Annotated in this window: 19 protein-coding genes; all 19 read left to right on the top strand. The window is 49.0% G+C overall.

Annotated elements, in window-relative coordinates; genetic code table 11:
- The first annotated feature begins 141 nt into the window (after positions 1-141).
- The 19 genes from hemW (at position 142) to recO (ending at position 18,289) form a co-directional block, all read left to right on the top strand.
- Positions 142-1,284, top strand: a complete 1,143-nt coding sequence (hemW, locus tag QMA09_RS06515) for a radical SAM family heme chaperone HemW (RefSeq protein ID WP_290212491.1) — start codon at positions 142-144, stop codon at positions 1,282-1,284.
- 209 nt (positions 1,285-1,493) lie between these two features.
- A complete protein-coding gene (gene hrcA, locus QMA09_RS06520) occupies positions 1,494-2,525 on the top strand; it encodes a heat-inducible transcriptional repressor HrcA (protein WP_290212492.1) in 1,032 nt (343 codons plus the stop codon).
- Between the two features lie 19 nt (positions 2,526-2,544).
- Positions 2,545-3,135, top strand: coding sequence for a nucleotide exchange factor GrpE (gene grpE, locus QMA09_RS06525; protein WP_290212493.1), 591 nt, complete (start codon positions 2,545-2,547; stop codon positions 3,133-3,135).
- 23 nt (positions 3,136-3,158) lie between these two features.
- A complete protein-coding gene (gene dnaK, locus QMA09_RS06530; protein ID WP_135500739.1) occupies positions 3,159-4,985 on the top strand; it encodes a molecular chaperone DnaK in 1,827 nt (608 codons plus the stop codon).
- A 110-nt stretch (positions 4,986-5,095) separates the two neighbouring features.
- Positions 5,096-6,208, top strand: a complete 1,113-nt coding sequence (dnaJ, locus tag QMA09_RS06535) for a molecular chaperone DnaJ (RefSeq protein ID WP_135500740.1) — start codon at positions 5,096-5,098, stop codon at positions 6,206-6,208.
- Between the two features lie 15 nt (positions 6,209-6,223).
- Positions 6,224-7,165, top strand: a complete 942-nt coding sequence (gene prmA / locus QMA09_RS06540; protein WP_290212494.1) for a 50S ribosomal protein L11 methyltransferase — start codon at positions 6,224-6,226, stop codon at positions 7,163-7,165.
- Positions 7,166-7,177: 12 nt separating this feature from the next.
- Entirely contained in the window at positions 7,178-7,915 is a 738-nt protein-coding gene (locus tag QMA09_RS06545) for a 16S rRNA (uracil(1498)-N(3))-methyltransferase (protein WP_290212495.1), read from the top strand.
- A gap of 42 nt (positions 7,916-7,957) precedes the next feature.
- Entirely contained in the window at positions 7,958-8,626 is a 669-nt protein-coding gene (gene deoC / locus QMA09_RS06550; RefSeq protein ID WP_290212496.1) for a deoxyribose-phosphate aldolase, read from the top strand.
- Positions 8,627-8,721: 95 nt separating this feature from the next.
- On the top strand, positions 8,722-8,895 hold the full coding sequence (gene rpsU, locus QMA09_RS06555) for a 30S ribosomal protein S21 (RefSeq protein ID WP_008431605.1): 174 nt from the start codon (positions 8,722-8,724) through the stop codon (positions 8,893-8,895).
- A 288-nt stretch (positions 8,896-9,183) separates the two neighbouring features.
- Entirely contained in the window at positions 9,184-10,509 is a 1,326-nt protein-coding gene (locus QMA09_RS06560) for an NfeD family protein (RefSeq protein ID WP_290212497.1), read from the top strand.
- 3 nt (positions 10,510-10,512) lie between these two features.
- The gene (floA, locus tag QMA09_RS06565; protein ID WP_135500745.1) at positions 10,513-11,499 is read left to right on the top strand and encodes a flotillin-like protein FloA; all 987 of its coding nucleotides are present in this window, start codon (positions 10,513-10,515) and stop codon (positions 11,497-11,499) included.
- A gap of 26 nt (positions 11,500-11,525) precedes the next feature.
- Complete coding sequence (locus tag QMA09_RS06570; protein ID WP_290212498.1) at positions 11,526-11,969, top strand: hypothetical protein; 444 nt, start codon at positions 11,526-11,528, stop codon at positions 11,967-11,969.
- 147 nt (positions 11,970-12,116) lie between these two features.
- Complete coding sequence (locus QMA09_RS06575; protein WP_135500747.1) at positions 12,117-13,079, top strand: PhoH family protein; 963 nt, start codon at positions 12,117-12,119, stop codon at positions 13,077-13,079.
- Positions 13,080-13,188: 109 nt separating this feature from the next.
- Positions 13,189-15,312 (top strand): HD family phosphohydrolase, encoded by a 2,124-nt coding sequence (locus QMA09_RS06580; protein WP_290212499.1) that lies wholly within the window; start codon positions 13,189-13,191, stop codon positions 15,310-15,312.
- A gap of 14 nt (positions 15,313-15,326) precedes the next feature.
- Complete coding sequence (gene ybeY / locus QMA09_RS06585) at positions 15,327-15,809, top strand: rRNA maturation RNase YbeY (RefSeq protein WP_290212500.1); 483 nt, start codon at positions 15,327-15,329, stop codon at positions 15,807-15,809.
- Positions 15,796-16,149, top strand: a complete 354-nt coding sequence (locus QMA09_RS06590; RefSeq protein WP_290212501.1) for a diacylglycerol kinase family protein — start codon at positions 15,796-15,798, stop codon at positions 16,147-16,149. Before ybeY ends, QMA09_RS06590 begins: the two co-directional genes overlap by 14 nt.
- A 19-nt stretch (positions 16,150-16,168) precedes the next feature.
- On the top strand, positions 16,169-16,579 hold the full coding sequence (locus QMA09_RS06595; protein ID WP_135500751.1) for a cytidine deaminase: 411 nt from the start codon (positions 16,169-16,171) through the stop codon (positions 16,577-16,579).
- Positions 16,563-17,483, top strand: a complete 921-nt coding sequence (era, locus tag QMA09_RS06600) for a GTPase Era (protein ID WP_135500752.1) — start codon at positions 16,563-16,565, stop codon at positions 17,481-17,483. The genes QMA09_RS06595 and era overlap by 17 nt, the downstream gene beginning before the upstream one ends.
- A gap of 11 nt (positions 17,484-17,494) precedes the next feature.
- Positions 17,495-18,289: a DNA repair protein RecO gene (gene recO / locus QMA09_RS06605; RefSeq protein ID WP_135500753.1), complete on the top strand. Its 795-nt coding sequence runs from the start codon at positions 17,495-17,497 to the stop codon at positions 18,287-18,289.
- Positions 18,290-18,414: the final 125 nt, after the last annotated feature.

Genomic DNA, 18,414 nt, shown 5'->3' on the forward strand with positions numbered 1-18,414 from the left:
TAGCGAGACTCCCGAGACCCCGCAGGAAGCGAAGCGACCGAGGAGGCTTGGGAGCGAGCCCGCGGAAAGCGCAGTTATTTTGCGGAATATCCAAAAAATATAAAAATATCTAACTCAACTTATTTAGAAAGAAGGGATGACATGGTAAAAGGATTGTATATCCATATCCCATTCTGCCATCAGATTTGCCATTACTGTGATTTCAATAAAGTGTTCTTCAAAGACCAGCCCGTAGATGCCTACATCGATTCGGTTGGCAAAGAGCTGGCGCTGTGGAAACAGGAAGGCGCGCTTGATAAGCCGCTGGAAACGATTTTCCTCGGAGGCGGTACGCCGACTTCACTGACGCCGGACCAGCTGCGTAAATTATTGGCGTACGTCCATGAATATGTGCCGATGGCGGAAAATCTGGAATGGACGTCGGAAGCCAATCCGGATGAATTGACGCGCGAGAAGATGCAGGTTTTGTTCGACGGCGGCGTCAACCGTTTGAGCATGGGCGTCCAGTCGTTTGATGCTGACTTGTTGAAGCGGCTCGGCCGCACACATAGCAATAACGATGTCCACAACGCTGTAAAGGCGGCACGCGAAGTGGGCTTTACGAATATTTCATTCGACTTGATGTACGGCCTTCCTGGCCAGACGATGGAAGAATGGGAAGATACGCTGCGCCAGGCATTTGAATTCGACTTGCCGCATTTCTCAGCGTATTCGCTGATCATCGAACCGAAAACGGTTTTCTATAACTTGATGACGAAAGGCAAGCTCAACACGGTGACAGAAGATTTGGAAGCCGATATGTACAACAAGCTGATGAATGAAATGGAAGCGCGTGGTTTGATGCAATACGAGATTTCGAATTTTGCCCGCCCTGGATTTCATTCCAGGCATAATTTGCTTTACTGGGACAACGCCGAATACATCGGAGTCGGTGCAGGAGCCCATGGCTATGTAAACGGCATTCGCTATTCAAACGCCGGCCCGCTGAAAAAATACATGGCGCCGCTCGACGAAGGGCAGCGTCCGGTGTTGAATACGCATGAAGTGCCGGTCCATGAAAAGATGGAAGAGGAAATGTTCCTCGGCCTGCGCAAGACGGATGGCGTATCGACTGAACGCTTCCAGGAGAAATTTGGCCAGCCGCTCGAAGCGGTCTACGGTGGAATCTTGGAGAAAGAAATCGCGAAAGGCAATCTGACTGCTGAAGGCGGCAGCTTGAAGTTGACGCGCCAAGGAAGATTTGTCGGCAACGAAGTGTTCGAGCAATTTCTGCTGGGCGAATAAATCATGTTAAAGCTTTGCATAGAAAGGATGGACCTGTTAAATAGGTCCATCCTTTTTGATTTGGCTTCAGTTAAAAGACAGCGGCATTTCGCATTGCCGAATAAAAATACGAAAAAGAGACCTCATCCGTTGACAAGGTTTCTGGAATTTGTTAATTTTAATATAGTCTTAGCACTCGAACCTATAGAGTGCTAACAGAGGTGATGATCATGTTAACAGAACGGCAGTTGCTCATATTGAAAGTAACAGTTGATGATTATATTGAGTCAGCTCAGCCGGTAGGATCGAACCAACTATCAAAAAAATCCGAACTTCCATTCAGCCCGGCAACCATCCGCAATGCGATGGCCGACTTGGAAAAGATGGGCTTTCTTGAAAAGACCCACACTTCTTCTGGGCGCATCCCGTCTCAAAAGGGATATCGCTATTATGTCGACCATTTGCTGACGCTGCGTCCGCTGCCGAAGCAGGATATCTTGCAGCTGCAGTCGATTTTCGATGATAAAATCGCTGAAACGGAAGAAGTTATCAAGCGTTCAGCGATGATTTTATCGGAATTGACCAATTACACGGCGATTCTGCTCGGCCCCGACGTCCGGAAGCATACGGTGAAAAGGCTGTCGATTGTGCCGCTTGGCGCAGACAGCGCTGTGGCGATTATCGTCACTGATTCGGGCCATGTTGAAAATCGGGTATTCCCGATCCCTCCTGGCCTTGATCCGTCTGACATCGAGAAGATGGTGAACATCTTGAACGAGCGGCTGGCAGGTGTTTCGTTGAACGACTTGCACATGCGGCTCGAACAGGAAACCTTGTCGATATTCAGGCAGCATATCAACCGCTATGCCGAACTTTTTACAACTTTCCGGCAAGCGGTCGTGTTGCCGCATGAAGACAATGTCTATTATGCGGGCAAGCTGAATATCCTGAAACAGCCGGATTTCCATGACATCCATAAAATCAGAAGCTTGATGGATGTTATGGAAGAATCGAAGCACATTCCGATGATCATGCCAGCCGGCAGCCTCGGACTACAGATTCGCATTGGCTCGGAAAACACCTTGTCTGCGATGGAAGATTGCAGCGTGATTACCGTCGCTTATGCGATCGGGGAGGAACAGACAGGTTCGATCGCGATAGTAGGGCCGAAGCGCATGGATTACAAACGAGTCGTGACGCTTCTGGATACGCTGAGCGGCGACTTGTCTAAAGAACTGACCCGGTTATTGCGGGGCAAGTGAACAAAAGGAGGAACTGGATTTGGCTAAGAAAAAACAAGCTCCAAAAACCGAAGAAACGATTACAGAAGACGTATTGCAGGAAGAATCGGTTGCGGCCGGCGAAACAATCGCCGAGCCAGCCGATGCAGAGGCGCCTGAAGCGGCTGCCGAAGAACCAGCAGTGGATGAAACAGAAAAACTGCGCGAAGAACTGGAAGCAGAACGCAATAAATACCTGCGCCTGATGGCGGATTTCGATAATTACAAGCGCCGGGCGGTCAAAGACCGGCAGGAAGCGGAAAAATTCCGTGCCCAGTCGGTGCTGGTGGATCTTCTTCCGGTCCTTGATAATTTCGAACGCGCCCTCGCAATGGGGACAGGGAGCGAAGAATCTTCTTCTTTATTAAAAGGAGTCGAAATGGTCCAGAAATCATTGCTTGAAGCGGTCAAACGCGAAGGGCTTGAAGAAATCAAATCAGTCGGGGAAGCATTCGATCCGAATGTCCACCAAGCTGTCATGCAGGAAAAAGATGATTCGGCTGAAGCGGGTTCTGTCTTAATGGAACTCCAAAAAGGGTATACACTCAAAGGCAGAGTGCTTCGTCCGGCAATGGTAAAAGTAAACGAATAAAAACAGTAATGGAGGAATTTTAAATGAGCAAAATTATCGGTATTGACTTAGGTACAACTAACTCAGCAGTCGCAGTATTAGAAGGCGGCGAACCAAAAATCATTCCAAATCCAGAAGGCAACCGTACAACTCCTTCTGTTGTCGCATTCAAAAATGGCGAGCGCCAAGTCGGCGAAGTAGCAAAACGCCAATCCATCACGAACCCGAACACAATCCAGTCAGTCAAGCGCCTAATGGGTACACAAGAAAAAGTGACTGCTGAAGGCAAAGAATATTCGCCACAGGAAGTTTCTGCAATGATCCTTCAATACTTGAAAGGCTACGCAGAAGAATACCTTGGAGAAAAAGTGACAAGAGCGGTTATCACTGTTCCTGCTTACTTCAATGATGCAGAGCGCCAAGCGACAAAAGACGCTGGCCGTATTGCCGGACTTGAAGTAGAGCGCATCATCAACGAGCCGACTGCAGCAGCACTTGCATACGGCCTCGATAAAATGGACAAAGACGAAACTGTCCTCGTTTATGACCTTGGCGGCGGTACGTTCGACGTATCGATCCTTGAACTGGGCGACGGCGTTTTCGAAGTTAAATCAACTGCCGGCGACAACCGTCTGGGCGGAGATGATTTCGATAAATTGATCATCGATTATTTGGTGCAGGAATTCAAAAAAGAGAACGGCATCGACCTTTCCAAAGACAAGATGGCGACTCAACGCTTGAAAGATGCAGCTGAGAAAGCGAAAAAAGACCTTTCAGGTGTTTCTTCCACTCAGATTTCATTGCCATTTATCACGGCTGGCGAAGCTGGACCGTTGCACTTGGAAGTGACAATGTCACGCGCGAAATTCGACGAATTGACGCATGCATTGGTTGAACGCACGATGGGGCCAACTCGCCAAGCATTGAAAGATGCCGGCATTTCAGCTTCAGATTTGGACCGCGTCATTTTGGTCGGCGGATCTACACGTATTCCGGCAGTACAGGAATCCGTTAAGAAATTGACTGGGAAAGAGCCGCATAAAGGCGTTAACCCGGATGAAGTAGTTGCAATGGGTGCAGCAATCCAAGGCGGCGTCTTGAGCGGCGACGTGAAAGATGTTGTATTGCTTGATGTTACACCGTTGTCACTCGGCATCGAAACTATGGGCGGCGTGTTCACGAAATTGATCGAGCGCAACACGACGATCCCGACTTCTAAATCACAGACATTCTCGACTGCAGCTGACAACCAGCCGGCTGTTGATATCCATGTATTGCAAGGTGAGCGCCCGATGGCCGCAGCCAACAAAACACTTGGCCGTTTCCAATTGGCGGATATTCCACCGGCACAGCGCGGTGTACCGCAAATCGAAGTTACTTTCGACATCGATAAAAACGGTATTGTCAGCGTAAAAGCGAAAGACCTTGGTACACAAAAAGAGCAGACCATCACAATCCAATCGAATACTTCACTTACAGATGAAGAAATCGACCGCATGATCAAAGAAGCAGAAGAAAACGCGGATGCAGATGCGAAAGTGAAAGAAGAAGTTGAACTTCGCAACGAAGCAGACCAAGCCGTTTTCCAAACGGACAAAACGATCGCGGATCTTGGCGAAGTGGTAACTGAAGAAGAGAAAAAACAAGCTGAAGATGCACGCGACGAATTGAAGTCGGCGCTTGAAGGCGACAGCATCGACACAATCCGCGAGAAGAAAGATAAATTGCAGGAAATTCTGCAAGGCCTTTCGATGAAAGCATACGAGCAGGCTGCACAAGCACAGCAAGCTGCCGGTGAACAAGGCGGCGCACCAGAAAACGACGATATCGTTGACGCAGACTTTGAAGAAGTAAACGACGACAAAAAATAAAAACATGAAAAAGTCAAAGCAAAGCAAGCTGCTTTGGCTTTTTCAATGTCTTTGCAACCGCAATTAGAACCGTGTACAATAACAGTTGATTGCAAGAGGGAGAGTGACGTATGAACAAGCGAGATTATTACGAGGTGCTTGGGGTATCCAAGACAGCTTCTAAAGAAGAAATAAAAAAAGCGTACCGGAAATTATCGAAGCAATTCCACCCGGATATCAATAAAGAAGCGGACGCTTCTGAAAAATTCCAGGAAGTAAAAGAAGCATACGAAATGCTGAGCGACGACCAGAAACGTGCGCAATATGACCAATTCGGCCATCAGGATCCAAACCAAGGATTTGGCGGCGGCGGTGCTGACGGCTTCGGATTCGAAGATATTTTCAGCACGTTTTTCGGCGGCGGCACAAGACGCCGCGACCCGAATGCACCAAGAAAAGGTGACGATCTCCAGTATTCGATGACAATCGAATTCATGGACGCCGTATTCGGAAAAGAAACGGAAATTGAATTGCCGAAAGACGAAACATGCGGAACATGCCACGGCTCAGGCGCAAAACCTGGCACGAAGCCGAAAACTTGTCCGTATTGCGAAGGTTCAGGCCAGTTGAATGTTGCACAGGATACGCCGTTCGGCCGCATGGTCAACCGACGTGCTTGCCATCATTGCCAAGGGTCAGGCCAAATCATCGAGGAAAAATGCACGACTTGCCGCGGTGAAGGGACAGTCCGCAAAACGAAAAAAATCAAAGTCACCATTCCTGCAGGCGTGGACGATGGCCAGCAATTGCGCGTATCGGGCCAAGGCGGCGCCGGCGTCAATGGAGGACCAGCAGGAGATCTCTATGTCGTATTCCGCGTCAAACCGCATAAAGAATTCGAACGTGAAGGCGACGACATCTATTTGGATCTGCCGATCACATTTGCACAGGCAGCACTCGGGGACGAAATCGAAGTGCCGACTGTTTCTGGCAAAGTGAAGCTTAAAATTCCTGCCGGCACCCAAAGCGGCGCACGTTTCCGCTTGAAAGGCAAAGGCGTTAAAAATGTACACGGCTATGGCACTGGAGACCAGCACATTGTCATCCGCGTCAAAACACCGACAAAACTCAACGAGCGCCAAAAACAATTGCTTCGCGAGTTTGCTGAAATCAGCGGTGACATTCCGGAAGAACAAGGCAGTTCGCTTTTCGATAAAATCAAACGCACCATAAAAGGTGAATAAAGGAGCCAGTCCTACATGAAATGGTCAGAACTAGCAATCCATACGACAAATGAAGCCGTTGAACCCGTTTCCAATATTTTGCACGAAGCGGGTGCAAGCGGCGTCGTCATCGAAGATGCGGAGGATTTGACGAAAGAGCGCGAATACAAATTCGGCGAAATCTATTCGCTGAATCCGGATGATTTCCCGAAAGAAGGCGTCATCCTGAAAGCGTATCTGCCCGTCAACAGCTTTTTGGGGGAAACGGTTGAAGCCATCAAATTGGCGATCAATAACCTGGTTTCGTATGACATCAATATCGGGGCCAATGTCGTGACGATCAGTGAAGTGAACGAAGAGGAATGGGCAACTGCATGGAAAAAATATTACCATCCGGTCAAAATTTCCCAACGCTTTACAATCGTCCCGACATGGGAAACCTATGAACCGGTATCAAGCGATGAATTGATCATTGAACTGGATCCGGGAATGGCGTTTGGCACCGGCACACATCCGACGACGGTCATGAGCCTGCAGGCGCTTGAAAAGACAGTGAAGTCTGGGCAGCGCGTCATTGACGTCGGCACGGGTTCAGGTGTCTTGGCGATTGGCGCGGCATTGCTCGGCGCATCCCATGTGCATGCATTGGATTTGGACGATATTGCCGTCACTGCTGCAAAAATCAACGTCAAACTCAATAAAGTCCAGGACCGCACAACGGTCGTTCAAGGCAATTTGCTGGATACGATCAAAGAGCCTGGAGATGTCGTCGTTGCCAATATTTTGGCCGAAATCATCATTTCCTTCACTGATGATGCGTTTCAAGTGGTAAAACCAGGCGGCCATTACATCACTTCCGGCATCATTTCCGCTAAAAAGAATGATGTGAAAGAAGCGCTTGAAGCATCTGGCTTTGTCGTTGAAGACATCATGATGATGGAAGACTGGGTAACGATTATTTCAAAAAAACCGGAATAACGGGGTGCGGAAATGCAGAGATATTTCATAGAAGGCAAATTTCCCGAAAACCGAATAATAACCATAACTGGCGATGATGCGAAGCACATCGCCAAAGTTATGCGCCAAAGCATCGGGGATCAATTTATCGCAGTCATTGAAGAAACAGCTTTTCTTGCAACGATCCAGGCGGCAGATTTTGATATTGAAGCAAAAGTCGGTTCGGCAATCGAAACGGAAGTGGAAATGCCGAAACGGGTGGCGATTGCTTGTGGATTGCCGAAAGGCGACAAACTTGATTTGATTGTCCAAAAAGCGACAGAACTCGGCATGTACGAAATGATTCCGTTTGCGGCAGAGCGGTCCATCGTCAAATGGGATGCGGGAAAAAGCGAAAAGAAACGCAGCCGGCTCGAGAAGATTGCCAAAGAAGCGGCAGAACAATCTCACCGGACGCACATCCCGCAGATACATAACGTCCATAGCTTCAAGCAGTTGGTGGAGAAGGCTGCGGACTTTGACGCTGTCATCGTCGCTTATGAAGAAGAGGCGCGAGAAGGCGCTAGAACGCGGTTTGCTGAAATTTTAAAATCAATGTATGATAAAAGTTCATTCCTATTGATCTTCGGTCCGGAAGGCGGAATTTCAGAAAATGAAGTGGTGGCCTTGAAACAAAATGGTGCGATCTTCACTTCTCTTGGGCCGCGCATCTTGCGAACCGAAACGGCTCCTTTATATGCATTGGCTGCAATGTCTTATGAATTCGAGTGATTGAATGACAACTAATACGAAAAACAGAATGGAGTTTTAAACATGACAAACATCGCATCTTATATCGACCACACATTATTAAAGCCAGAGGCGACAAAAGAACAGATCGTCAAACTATGCCAAGAGGCTGCTGAATATAAATTTGCTTCTGTTTGCGTTAACCCTGCATGGGTATCGGTATCAGCCAAAGAATTGTCTGACAGCCCGGTTAAAGTCTGCACAGTAATCGGCTTCCCGCTTGGCGCATCGACTTCAGAAACAAAAGCGTTCGAAACAGCTGACGCAATTGCGAAAGGCGCGGAAGAAATCGATATGGTCATCAACATCGGCGCATTGAAGAGCGGCGACGAAGAACTTGTGAAAAACGACATCAAAGCGGTCGTTGAAGCAGCAAAAGGCAAAGCGATCGTCAAAGTGATCATCGAAACCTGCCTATTGACTGATGAAGAGAAAGCAGTTGCTTCACGCTTGTCGAAAGAAGCGGGCGCAGATTTCGTCAAAACTTCTACCGGCTTCTCTACTGGCGGAGCAACAGTAGCGGATGTTAAGCTAATGCGCGAAACGGTCGGTCCGGACCTGGGCGTAAAAGCATCTGGCGGCGTAAGAAGCCTTGAAGATCTTCAAGCAATGATCGATGCTGGAGCGACTCGCATCGGCGCCAGCTCTGGCGTGCAGATCATGCAGGGGCTAACTTCAAATTCCGATTATTAAGTATTGACCTTAGGTAGGGATTGCGTTATAATTTTATAGTATATAACACTAGTTGTTATCTGCTTCAACGTGTGTTCGGAGGGAGGGAAAAAGAGATGACAAAAACAACTGTTCGTAAAAACGAATCAATTGAAGATGCTCTTCGCCGCTTCAAACGCACTGTTTCTAAATCCGGAACAATGCAAGAGGTAAGAAAGCGCGAGTATTATGATAAACCGAGCGTGAAACGCAAACTGAAATCAGAAGCTGCGCGTAAACGTAAATTTTAATTGACTTTACTTTAAAATTGACTATTAAAAAATATGAACGACAGCCTAAACCGTCTGCACATTCTATGTGCAGGCGGTTTTTCTATATCTTTTTTTTGCACGTGGCCACAACTTGCCTCCAGCCGTTCATAATTTCATCACTCTTTGCCGGAAGCGCTCCGTTTTGTAAGCGCATTCTTTCGTTTTCACGAAATGTTTCATTTATAATAGAATTATCAGCGGAATGTGAAACCATTTCCGCTGCTGTACGTAGAATAAGACAGCAGTAAAATGAAAGGAGCGATTCCTTTGCGCAGCGTCAAAGCCTTTGTGGCTTTTGGATTTCTGTTATTATCTTTTGCAATGCTGCTGCCGGCGTTCAATGCGGCTGGACCCACTGTTTATGTTGTACCGATTGAAGATGAGGTCGAGCGGGGCTTGCAGGCGTTCATTGAACGTGCGCTTGAGGAAGCGGAAGACGCGGATGCGGAAGCGGTCATTTTCGAAATCGATACGCCGGGCGGATTTGTTAACGCAGCAGATGGCATTGCCAGACTGTTGAGCGACACTAAGCTCGAGACCATCGCTTTTGTCAACCGGGATGCTTTGTCGGCCGGTGCGTTTCTGGCATTGAATGCGGATGAAATCTACATGCATCCCAATAGCCGTATGGGCGCTGCACAAGTGATCGACCAAGCGGGCAATGCGGCCGGAGACAAAGCGAACAGCGCTTGGCTCTCGTCAATGGAAAATGCTGCCGCTTCGTCAGGGCGCGATCCGCTATACGCATTGGCAATGGCGGATGCTGGAATCGACTTGCCTGAACTGCAGGCGGCTGAAGGGCAACTGTTGACCTTGAACGCTGCCGAAGCCCGGGAAGTGAGCTATTCGGAAGGGACAGTTTCTTCTATAGAAGAATTGCTGACGGCGAAAGGATGGCAGGATGCACAATTAGTTGCCGTAGATGAAACCTTTTCCGAGACATTGGCCAGGTTTTTGACGAATCCTGTTGTCGTCCCATTTCTGCTGTCGATTGCGGCGCTCGGCTTGCTGCTTGAATTATTTACACCGGGGGTCGGCATTCCAGGATTCATGGGCTTGCTCTCATTGATGCTTTTCTTTTATGGGCATTTGGTGGCAGGGTTGGCCGGCTACGAATCAATCGTCCTGCTGGTCATCGGACTGGGTCTGTTGATCACCGAGTTTTTTGTGCCGGGAGGCATTGCCGGCATTTTGGGCATTGCAGCAGTGCTCGGCAGCATCTTTTTGGCTGGTGGAGATCCGATGGCCACGGCCATCTCAATTCTTATTGCAATGATAGCAGCTACAGCAGGGATGGTGATTATAGTGAAATTTTTCGGCAAACGGCCGCATTTATTCAAGCGGCTGATTTTAACGGATGCAACCGATACGAAAAGCGGCTATGTATCAGCGGTCAACCGTCCGGAGCTTGTCGGCCGGCTAGCGATGACAGCAACAGCATTACGGCCTTCTGGAACGATCAAACTTGACGATGAATGGATAGATGCTGTCTCAGATGGCCGCTTTATCGATCCTAAAACGCAAGTGAAGATCATCAAGGTCGAAGGGTCGCGGATCGTTGTCCGCGAACTTGAAAAAGAAGAGGAGGAATAATTTATGGGTATTGAAGCAATTGGATTAGGTGCAATAATTATCGGCATTATCATCGTACTCGCAATATTCTTCACGTTTGTGCCGATCACGCTTTGGATTTCGGCATTAGCTGCAGGCGTCAGAATCAGCATTTTCACGTTAATCGGGATGCGCCTGCGCCGCGTTATTCCATCACGCATCGTCAACCCGTTGATCAAAGCATCAAAAGCGGGATTGACCGTCACCATCAACCAATTGGAAAGCCATTACTTGGCGGGCGGTAACGTCGACCGCGTCGTTAACGCATTGATCGCGGCTCACCGTGCCAACATCGAATTGCCGTTCGAACGTGCAGCGGCAATCGACCTTGCAGGGCGTGACGTTTTGGAAGCCGTACAAATGTCGGTAAATCCGAAAGTCATCGAAACGCCATTTATCGCAGGTGTTGCGATGGACGGAATTGAAGTAAAAGCGAAAGCCAGAATCACCGTACGCGCGAACATCGACCGCCTTGTCGGTGGTGCGGGTGAAGAAACGATCGTAGCCCGTGTCGGCGAAGGGATTGTCTCGACACTCGGTTCAAGCTCAAGCCATAAAAAAGTCCTTGAAAATCCGGATTTGATTTCGCAAACGGTTCTTGGCAAAGGGCTCGATTCAGGTACAGCATTTGAAATCCTGTCGATCGATATTGCGGATGTGGATATCGGCAAAAACATCGGCGCAGAACTTCAGACAGAACAAGCTGAAGCCGATAAGAAAATCGCTCAGGCGAAAGCCGAAGAGCGCCGCGCAATGGCTGTTGCCAGCGAGCAGGAAATGAAAGCCAAAGTTGTCGAAATGAGAGCGAAAGTTGTCGAAGCGGAAGCGGAAGTTCCAATGGCGATGTCAGAAGCACTCCGTGCTGGCAATTTCGGTGTCATGGATTACATCAATTATAAAAACGTCCAAGCGGACACAAGCATGAGAGATTCAATTGCACGGACCGGCTCGGATAAATCAGACGATAAATAACAGCCGCCGGCAAAGGAGGTTTTCGCATGGAAGGTCTCATAATGGCACTCGTCATCATGGCGATTGGCGCATTTTTCAATAACAAAAAACCGGATGGCGCGTCGGAAACACCGGACAAAAGGCGGCGTGCCCCGGCGACAACTGGACAGCGCACTCTGAGACGGGTTGAAGACTACGCCAGAGAAAAGTACGGTGAATTGCAGACACAGATGAAAGAACATCCGGAACAGGCGAAAAAGGTCATGGACAAAGTCGACCAAGCGAAATCAAGATTGCCGCAGCGAGAAATTCAGCAGGCGATGAAACCGCTCGCTTCAACTGGCAGGCTGTCGGCCCATAAAGCACCTGAAGAAGTCCGCGATATGCGCAAGAAAGAAGAGTTATCCGATATTTTCCCGTTAGAAGCGGAAGATTTGCAAAAGGCGATCATTTATTCGGAAATCCTATTGCCCCCCAAATCAAAAAGATGAATGCAAGCCGGCCTGAAACATGGGCCGGTTTTTTATTTTTAATAATATTATTATGTAAACTAATTAAGAAGGAAATTGTTTTACAACTCTTCCTCATAAATGATACAGTTGATTTATAATAAATTTGAAATTTCAAGGAGCGACTACATGACAGACAACCCATTACTAGAACTGCATGTGAAGGATCCAAATGAAGCGGTGCTGCTGCTCGGGATTTCCGATAACCACATGACATTGATCGAAGAAGCTTTACAAATCCAAATAATTACCCGCGGTGAAGTCATCCGGCTGTCAGGCTCGGAAGAAGGCCAGCAAGTAGGTAAATTATTAATAGAGCAATTGCTGAAAGTGATCCGCAAAGGCATCAACATCGACCAGCGCGACATCGTCTCGGCGATCGAAATGGCGAAATCCGGCACGATCGAGTATTTCGCTGAATTATACGACGAAGAAGTGGCACGCAACGCCGCTGGCAAAGTGATCCGTGCGAAAACGATCGGCCAGCGCCAATATGTCCATGGCATCCGCAACAACGACTTGATTTTTGCGGTCGGGCCAGCTGGTACCGGAAAAACGTATTTGGCTGTTGTCTTGGCTGTTCAGGCATTGAAAAATGGCCATGTCAAAAAAATCATCCTTACCCGTCCAGCTGTTGAAGCTGGCGAAAGCCTCGGTTTTTTGCCTGGCGATTTGAAAGAAAAAGTCGATCCTTATCTGCGGCCGTTGTATGACGCTTTGCACGACGTTCTTGGCTTGGAGCAGACCAACCGTTTCATCGAGCGCGGCACGATTGAAGTGGCTCCGCTCGCTTATATGAGAGGGCGTACGCTTGATGAAGCGTTTGTCATTCTCGATGAAGCGCAGAATACCACGAAAGCGCAGATGAAAATGTTCCTGACACGTCTTGGCTTTGGTTCCAAGATGATCATCACCGGCGATAAAACCCAAATCGATTTGCCGCGCGGAGCGGAATCGGGGCTCATCGCAGCTGAAAAAGTATTGCAAGGCGTTCGAGGCATCCACGTCCAATACTTAGAGCGCGGCGATGTTGTCCGCCATCCACTTGTGTCAAAAATCATTGAAGCATATGAAAACCAGCCTTCTGTCTAGGCTGGTTTTTTTAGTCGATTTAAGTACAGAATTTCAAATATATAGAAATCTTCCGTGATATCCCCGTAGTTAATTGGTATGATAGAAGTACTAGAAGCGGGGTGTCGTTATGGCAGAACGATGGAAGCGAATATATGAAAAAGCAGGTTACCGGACGCTGTCGATAGCGTTGCTGCTGGGCATCGGTTTGGCGATTTTCGGGTTCCTTTATAGTTCAGTAGCGGGCGAAAGTTATGATATTGAATTGTTCCAGCTGTCGGACGAAACAATCCGCTCAGCAAAAACAGTGGAAGACCCTGTCAGGACGGAACAAGAAAGACAGCGTGCAGCTGCGGAAATATTGCCGAGCTACCAATTCAATGAAGAAAGCGCGGGCAATCAGTTGGCGGTCATCGAGTCGCTATTCGGCTACATCAGCGATGCCCGCTTAACGCCGGGGCAGAAGCCGGAAGAAGGACCGAAGATGCCTGAGATGCTGGACGCCCTGAGCGAAAGCTTACGGCTCATGGAGACGAGCGACAATGGCCTGCGGCTGACTCAAGAGATGCAGCGCGAACTGCTGCTGTTGCCTGAAGACAGCCTGCAAGCAATGGAAGCGATCATTAAGCGGCTTGTCGAAGCGGAACTCGCTGAACCGGTCCGGTTGGACGAATTGCCAGGGGCCCGCAATCGAGTCGAACAGCAATTGCGGGAGGAAACCGGAATTCCGGCTTCTGTCCTGCAGGCGGCGATTTCAATCGGGCGTTTCGCGATTGTCCCGAATGACATCATCAATGAGGAATTGACGCAAGCCCAAGCAAAACAGGCTATGGCAAGCATTGAGCCGACGCGCATCCTTCAAGGCCAGGTTCTCGTACAGGAAGGCCAAGTTGTGGATAAGGAAATCTATCGCCAGCTGCAATTGAGCGGCATGACGCAAGACCAGGCGGATTATAAACCGGTCTTTGGGCTCGCATTGTTTGTCTTTATCGCCGTCGGACTTCTTGCAGTTATCATGCATCGCACCAATAAACAGCGGATCAATAAATTAAAATGCCTGCTCGTCATCGGGGCGGTGCTGCTAATTTCGTTGTCGTTGATGAAACTTGTGGCTTCGGTCAGCGGCAATTTCGATGTCATCATCGCATTCCTGTTTCCTTCTGCGTTAGCGGGTATGCTTGTGCGGTTGGTGCTGAATGAACGGGCTGCAATTTACACGACGTTTTTAGTAGGGGCCATCGGGGGTATGATGTTGCAAGAGGGCAGTGCCTTCACCTTGCAGATGGAAATCACACTTTACATCCTTTTCGGGGGATTGGCTGGCGTTTACCTGATCGACCAGGAAGGGCGCCGCGGCAAAGTGCTGCAGACAAGTATGGTGGTTGCCGCCACCAATGCGTTGTTCATCGGTTTTTATTTATTGATTGCCCAAAGCCAGTATGACTGGCGTGAAATCGGCTTTTATTTCGCAGCCGCGCTTGTATCGGGGATTGCTTCCGGGGCAATGGCGATCGGCTTGCTGCCGTTCTTTGAAAGTGCGTTCGGCATTTTGTCGACGATGAAGCTGATCGAGCTGTCGAACCCCAATCATCCGCTGATCAAACGCATCTTGATGGAAACGCCTGGCACCTATCATCACAGCGTAATGGTGGCGAATTTGGCGGAAGCTTCGTGCGAGGCGATCGGAGCGGATGGTTTGCTTGCGCGCGTCGGCTGTTATTACCACGACATCGGCAAAACGGTGCGGCCGCAGTTTTTCATTGAAAATCAGGTCCATATGAAAAATCCGCATGATTCGCTGCCGCCTGAAATGAGCCGCGATATCATCATTTCCCATGGTACACTGGGGGCGGACATTCTCCGCGAGCATAAGATGCCGAAAGAAATCGTCGATATTGCGGAACAGCATCACGGCACCAGCCTGCTGAAATTCTTCTATTTCAAAGCGAAGGAAAAAGATCCGGCGCTGGATGAAGAAGAATACCGTTACGCGGGGCCGAAGCCGCAGTCAAAAGAAGCGGCTGTCATATCGGTAGCTGACAGCGTAGAAGCGGCTGTCAGGTCAATGAAAGAACCAACATCAGAAAAGATAAAAAAATTGGTCAATGCGATTGTAGAAGATAAACTGAAAGATGGGCAATTCGATGAATGTGATCTGACGATGAAAGAAATCCATGCGATCAAACAGGTCATGTGCGAAACCTTGAACGGGATATTCCATTCCCGCATCGAATATCCGGCAGAAACGAAATAATGGGAGGGACAGCCATGCTGACAATCGATTTGATGGACGAAACGGAAACATTGGGAAACAGTGAACTGTCATTTGTGGAAAAAGTGCTGAAGCACGCTGCAGAGACGGAAAATGTAGGCGAAGCGGAAGTCTCGGTGACTTTTGTGACGAATGCTATTATCCAGGATATGAATAAAGAATACCGCGGCAAGGACACGCCGACCGATGTCATTTCGTTCGCCATGGAAGAATTGGGCGAGGGAGAGCAGGCAATCGTCGGATCCGAAGAGCCGCGCATGCTTGGAGACATCGTCATCTCACTGGACCGCACGAAGGAACAAGCGGCGGATTACGGCCATTCGTTCGAACGGGAACTTGGTTTTCTCGCGGTCCATGGCTTTTTGCACCTGCTTGGCTACGACCATATGGATGCAGAAGAAGAAAAGGAAATGTTCGCAAGACAAGAGAAAATCCTTGCTTCACTCGGCATAACGCGTGGCGAGCATGGCGGGGAATAAATTTTTACAGTCTTTTAAATTTGCTGGCCAAGGGATTGCGGCTGCAGCCAAGCGCGAACGCAATATGAAATTCCATCTAGCGGCGGCGATTGTGGTGATTGTGGCTGCTGCGCTAACGGGCGTATCCAGCAGTGAATGGCTGGCGCTCATCGGCGTGATCGGTGGGATGCTTGCGCTGGAAATGATCAATACCGCGATTGAGCGAGTGGTTGATTTGGCATCTCCGGAACTGCATCCATTGGCGAAAGAAGCGAAAGACATTGCGGCGGGCGCAGTTTTGGTATTTGCCGCCGCAAGTGCTATAATTGGTTTACTAATATTTCTACCAAAATGGTTTTAACTTACAGAGGTGATTCGCAATGGAAAAAGAACAATTGATCAAAGAAGCCATAACAGCACGCGAACAGGCATATGTGCCTTATTCGAAATTCAAGGTCGGCGCCGCGCTGATTACCAAAAGCGGAAAAGTATACCACGGCTGCAATATCGAGAATGCAGCTTACTCAATGACGAATTGCGCGGAACGTACAGCGATGTTCAAAGCCGTATCAGAAGGCGATAAAGATTTTGCAGCGATTGCTGTTGTCGCCGATACAAAAGGCGCGGTTTCGCCGTGCGGAGCATGCCGCCAAGTAATTGCGGAATTCTGTGCGCCGGATATGCCGGTCTACTTAACAAATTTGCAAGGCGACGTACAGGAAACGACAGTCAGTGAACTGCTTCCAGGCGCGTTTTCAACGGAGGATTTAGATTATGCAGCAGGGAAATAAGAACGGTTTCAAATCAGGTTTCATTTCGATTATCGGCCGCCCGAATGTCGGGAAATCGACATTCTTGAACCGTGTTGTCGGGCAGAAAATCGCCATCATGAGCGATAAACCGCAGACAACCCGCAATAAAGTGCAAGGCGTTGTAACGACTGACGAAAGCCAGATGGTTTTCATCGACACGCCAGGCATCAACGAACCACGCCATAAATTGGGCGATTTCATGCTGAAAGTGGCAAAGAACACGTTCCGTGAAGTGGACGTGCTGCTTTTTGTTGCCAGTGCAGATGAGCGCATCGGCAAACAGGACCGTTTTGTCCTCGATATGCTGAAAGGCATCGACGTCCCGGTATTCCTGGTCTTGAATAAAATCGACCAGGTCCACCCGGATGATCTGCCAAAAATCATCGAATCTTATAAAAAAGAATTCGATTTTGCTGAAGCTGTGCCGATTTCGGCCATTCAAGGCAATAACGTCGACAACCTGTTGGCGAAAATCGCCGAACGCTTGCCGGAAGGGCCGCAGTATTACCCGTCCGACCAAGTGACGGACCATCCAGAGCGTTTCATCATCTCTGAACTGATTCGTGAAAAGGCGCTGCATTTGACGCGTGAAGAAATTCCGCATTCGATTGCTGTCGTTATCGAGAAAATCGCACCGGACGCAGAGCATGAGGGCATGATCCGCGTTCAGGCGACGATCATGGTTGAACGCGATTCCCAAAAAGGCATCGTCATCGGCAAAAAAGGCGTCTTGCTGAAAGAAATCGGCTCACGCGCCCGCAAGGATATCGAAAACTTGCTTGGTTCAAGAGTTTATTTGGACCTTTGGGTTAAAGTACAGAAAGATTGGCGCAACAAAGCAATGCACCTCCGCGATTTCGGGTTTAGAGACGACGAATACTAAGGAGCCGGCTTATGCTGAATCAAATCGAAGGTATTGTGATCCGCGCCCGCCCGTATGGTGAAAATAATAAAATCGTGACCTTATTCACACGCGATGCCGGCAAAATCACGTGCATGGCGCGGGGCGCGAAAAAACCGTCCAGCCGTTTGGCGGCAGTGACACAGCCTTTCACGCATGGCAGTTTTTCCATCTTCAAAGGCAAAGGCATGGGAACGCTGCAAGGCGGGGACCAGCTGGAATCGCTGCGCCATATCCGGGAAGACATCATGAAAACCGCTTATGCCAGCTACATCGTCGAATTGATCGACCGGCTGACGGAGCAGGACGAGCCGCAGCCAGCGATTTACGATTTGCTGTACCAGGCACTTCATGCAATCGAAGAAGAGTACGACCCGGAAGCGATTTCGCTGTTCGTGGAATGGAAAATGCTGCCGACCGCTGGATTGACGCCGACGCTGCACGAATGTGCGAATTGCGGAGCGACAGATGGCGAATTCGCCTTCTCGTTCCAGGAAATGGGCTTCTTATGCCATCGCTGTTTCCATATCGACCGCTACATCATCCGGCTCAGCCCGTCGCTCGTCAAGCTTATCCGCACGTTTTATTTCGTGCCGATCGAGCGTGTCGGGTCGCTGAAGCTGAAAAAAGAAACGAAATCGATCGTCAAAGGAATCGTCCGTTCGATTTACGAAGAACAGGCGGGAATCCGGCTGAAATCGAGGAGCTTCCTCGAACAGCTTGACCGGACGCCGGAGTTTCTGCCGAAAAAACCAGAAAAAGACCCGCAGCAGGATGAATTTTCCTGAGCGGGTCTTTTTTTTGTGAGGAAAATATATTAGGGAGATGGATACTGTCCGCATTTTAGGAATACGGTCCGTTCGAGGTGAAATACGGTCCGCAACTGCTCCAATACTGTCGGGAAGCACTCCAA

It is taken from the genome of Planococcus sp. APC 3906, assembly GCF_030407685.1.
Lineage (GTDB): Bacteria > Bacillota > Bacilli > Bacillales_A > Planococcaceae > Planococcus > Planococcus koreensis.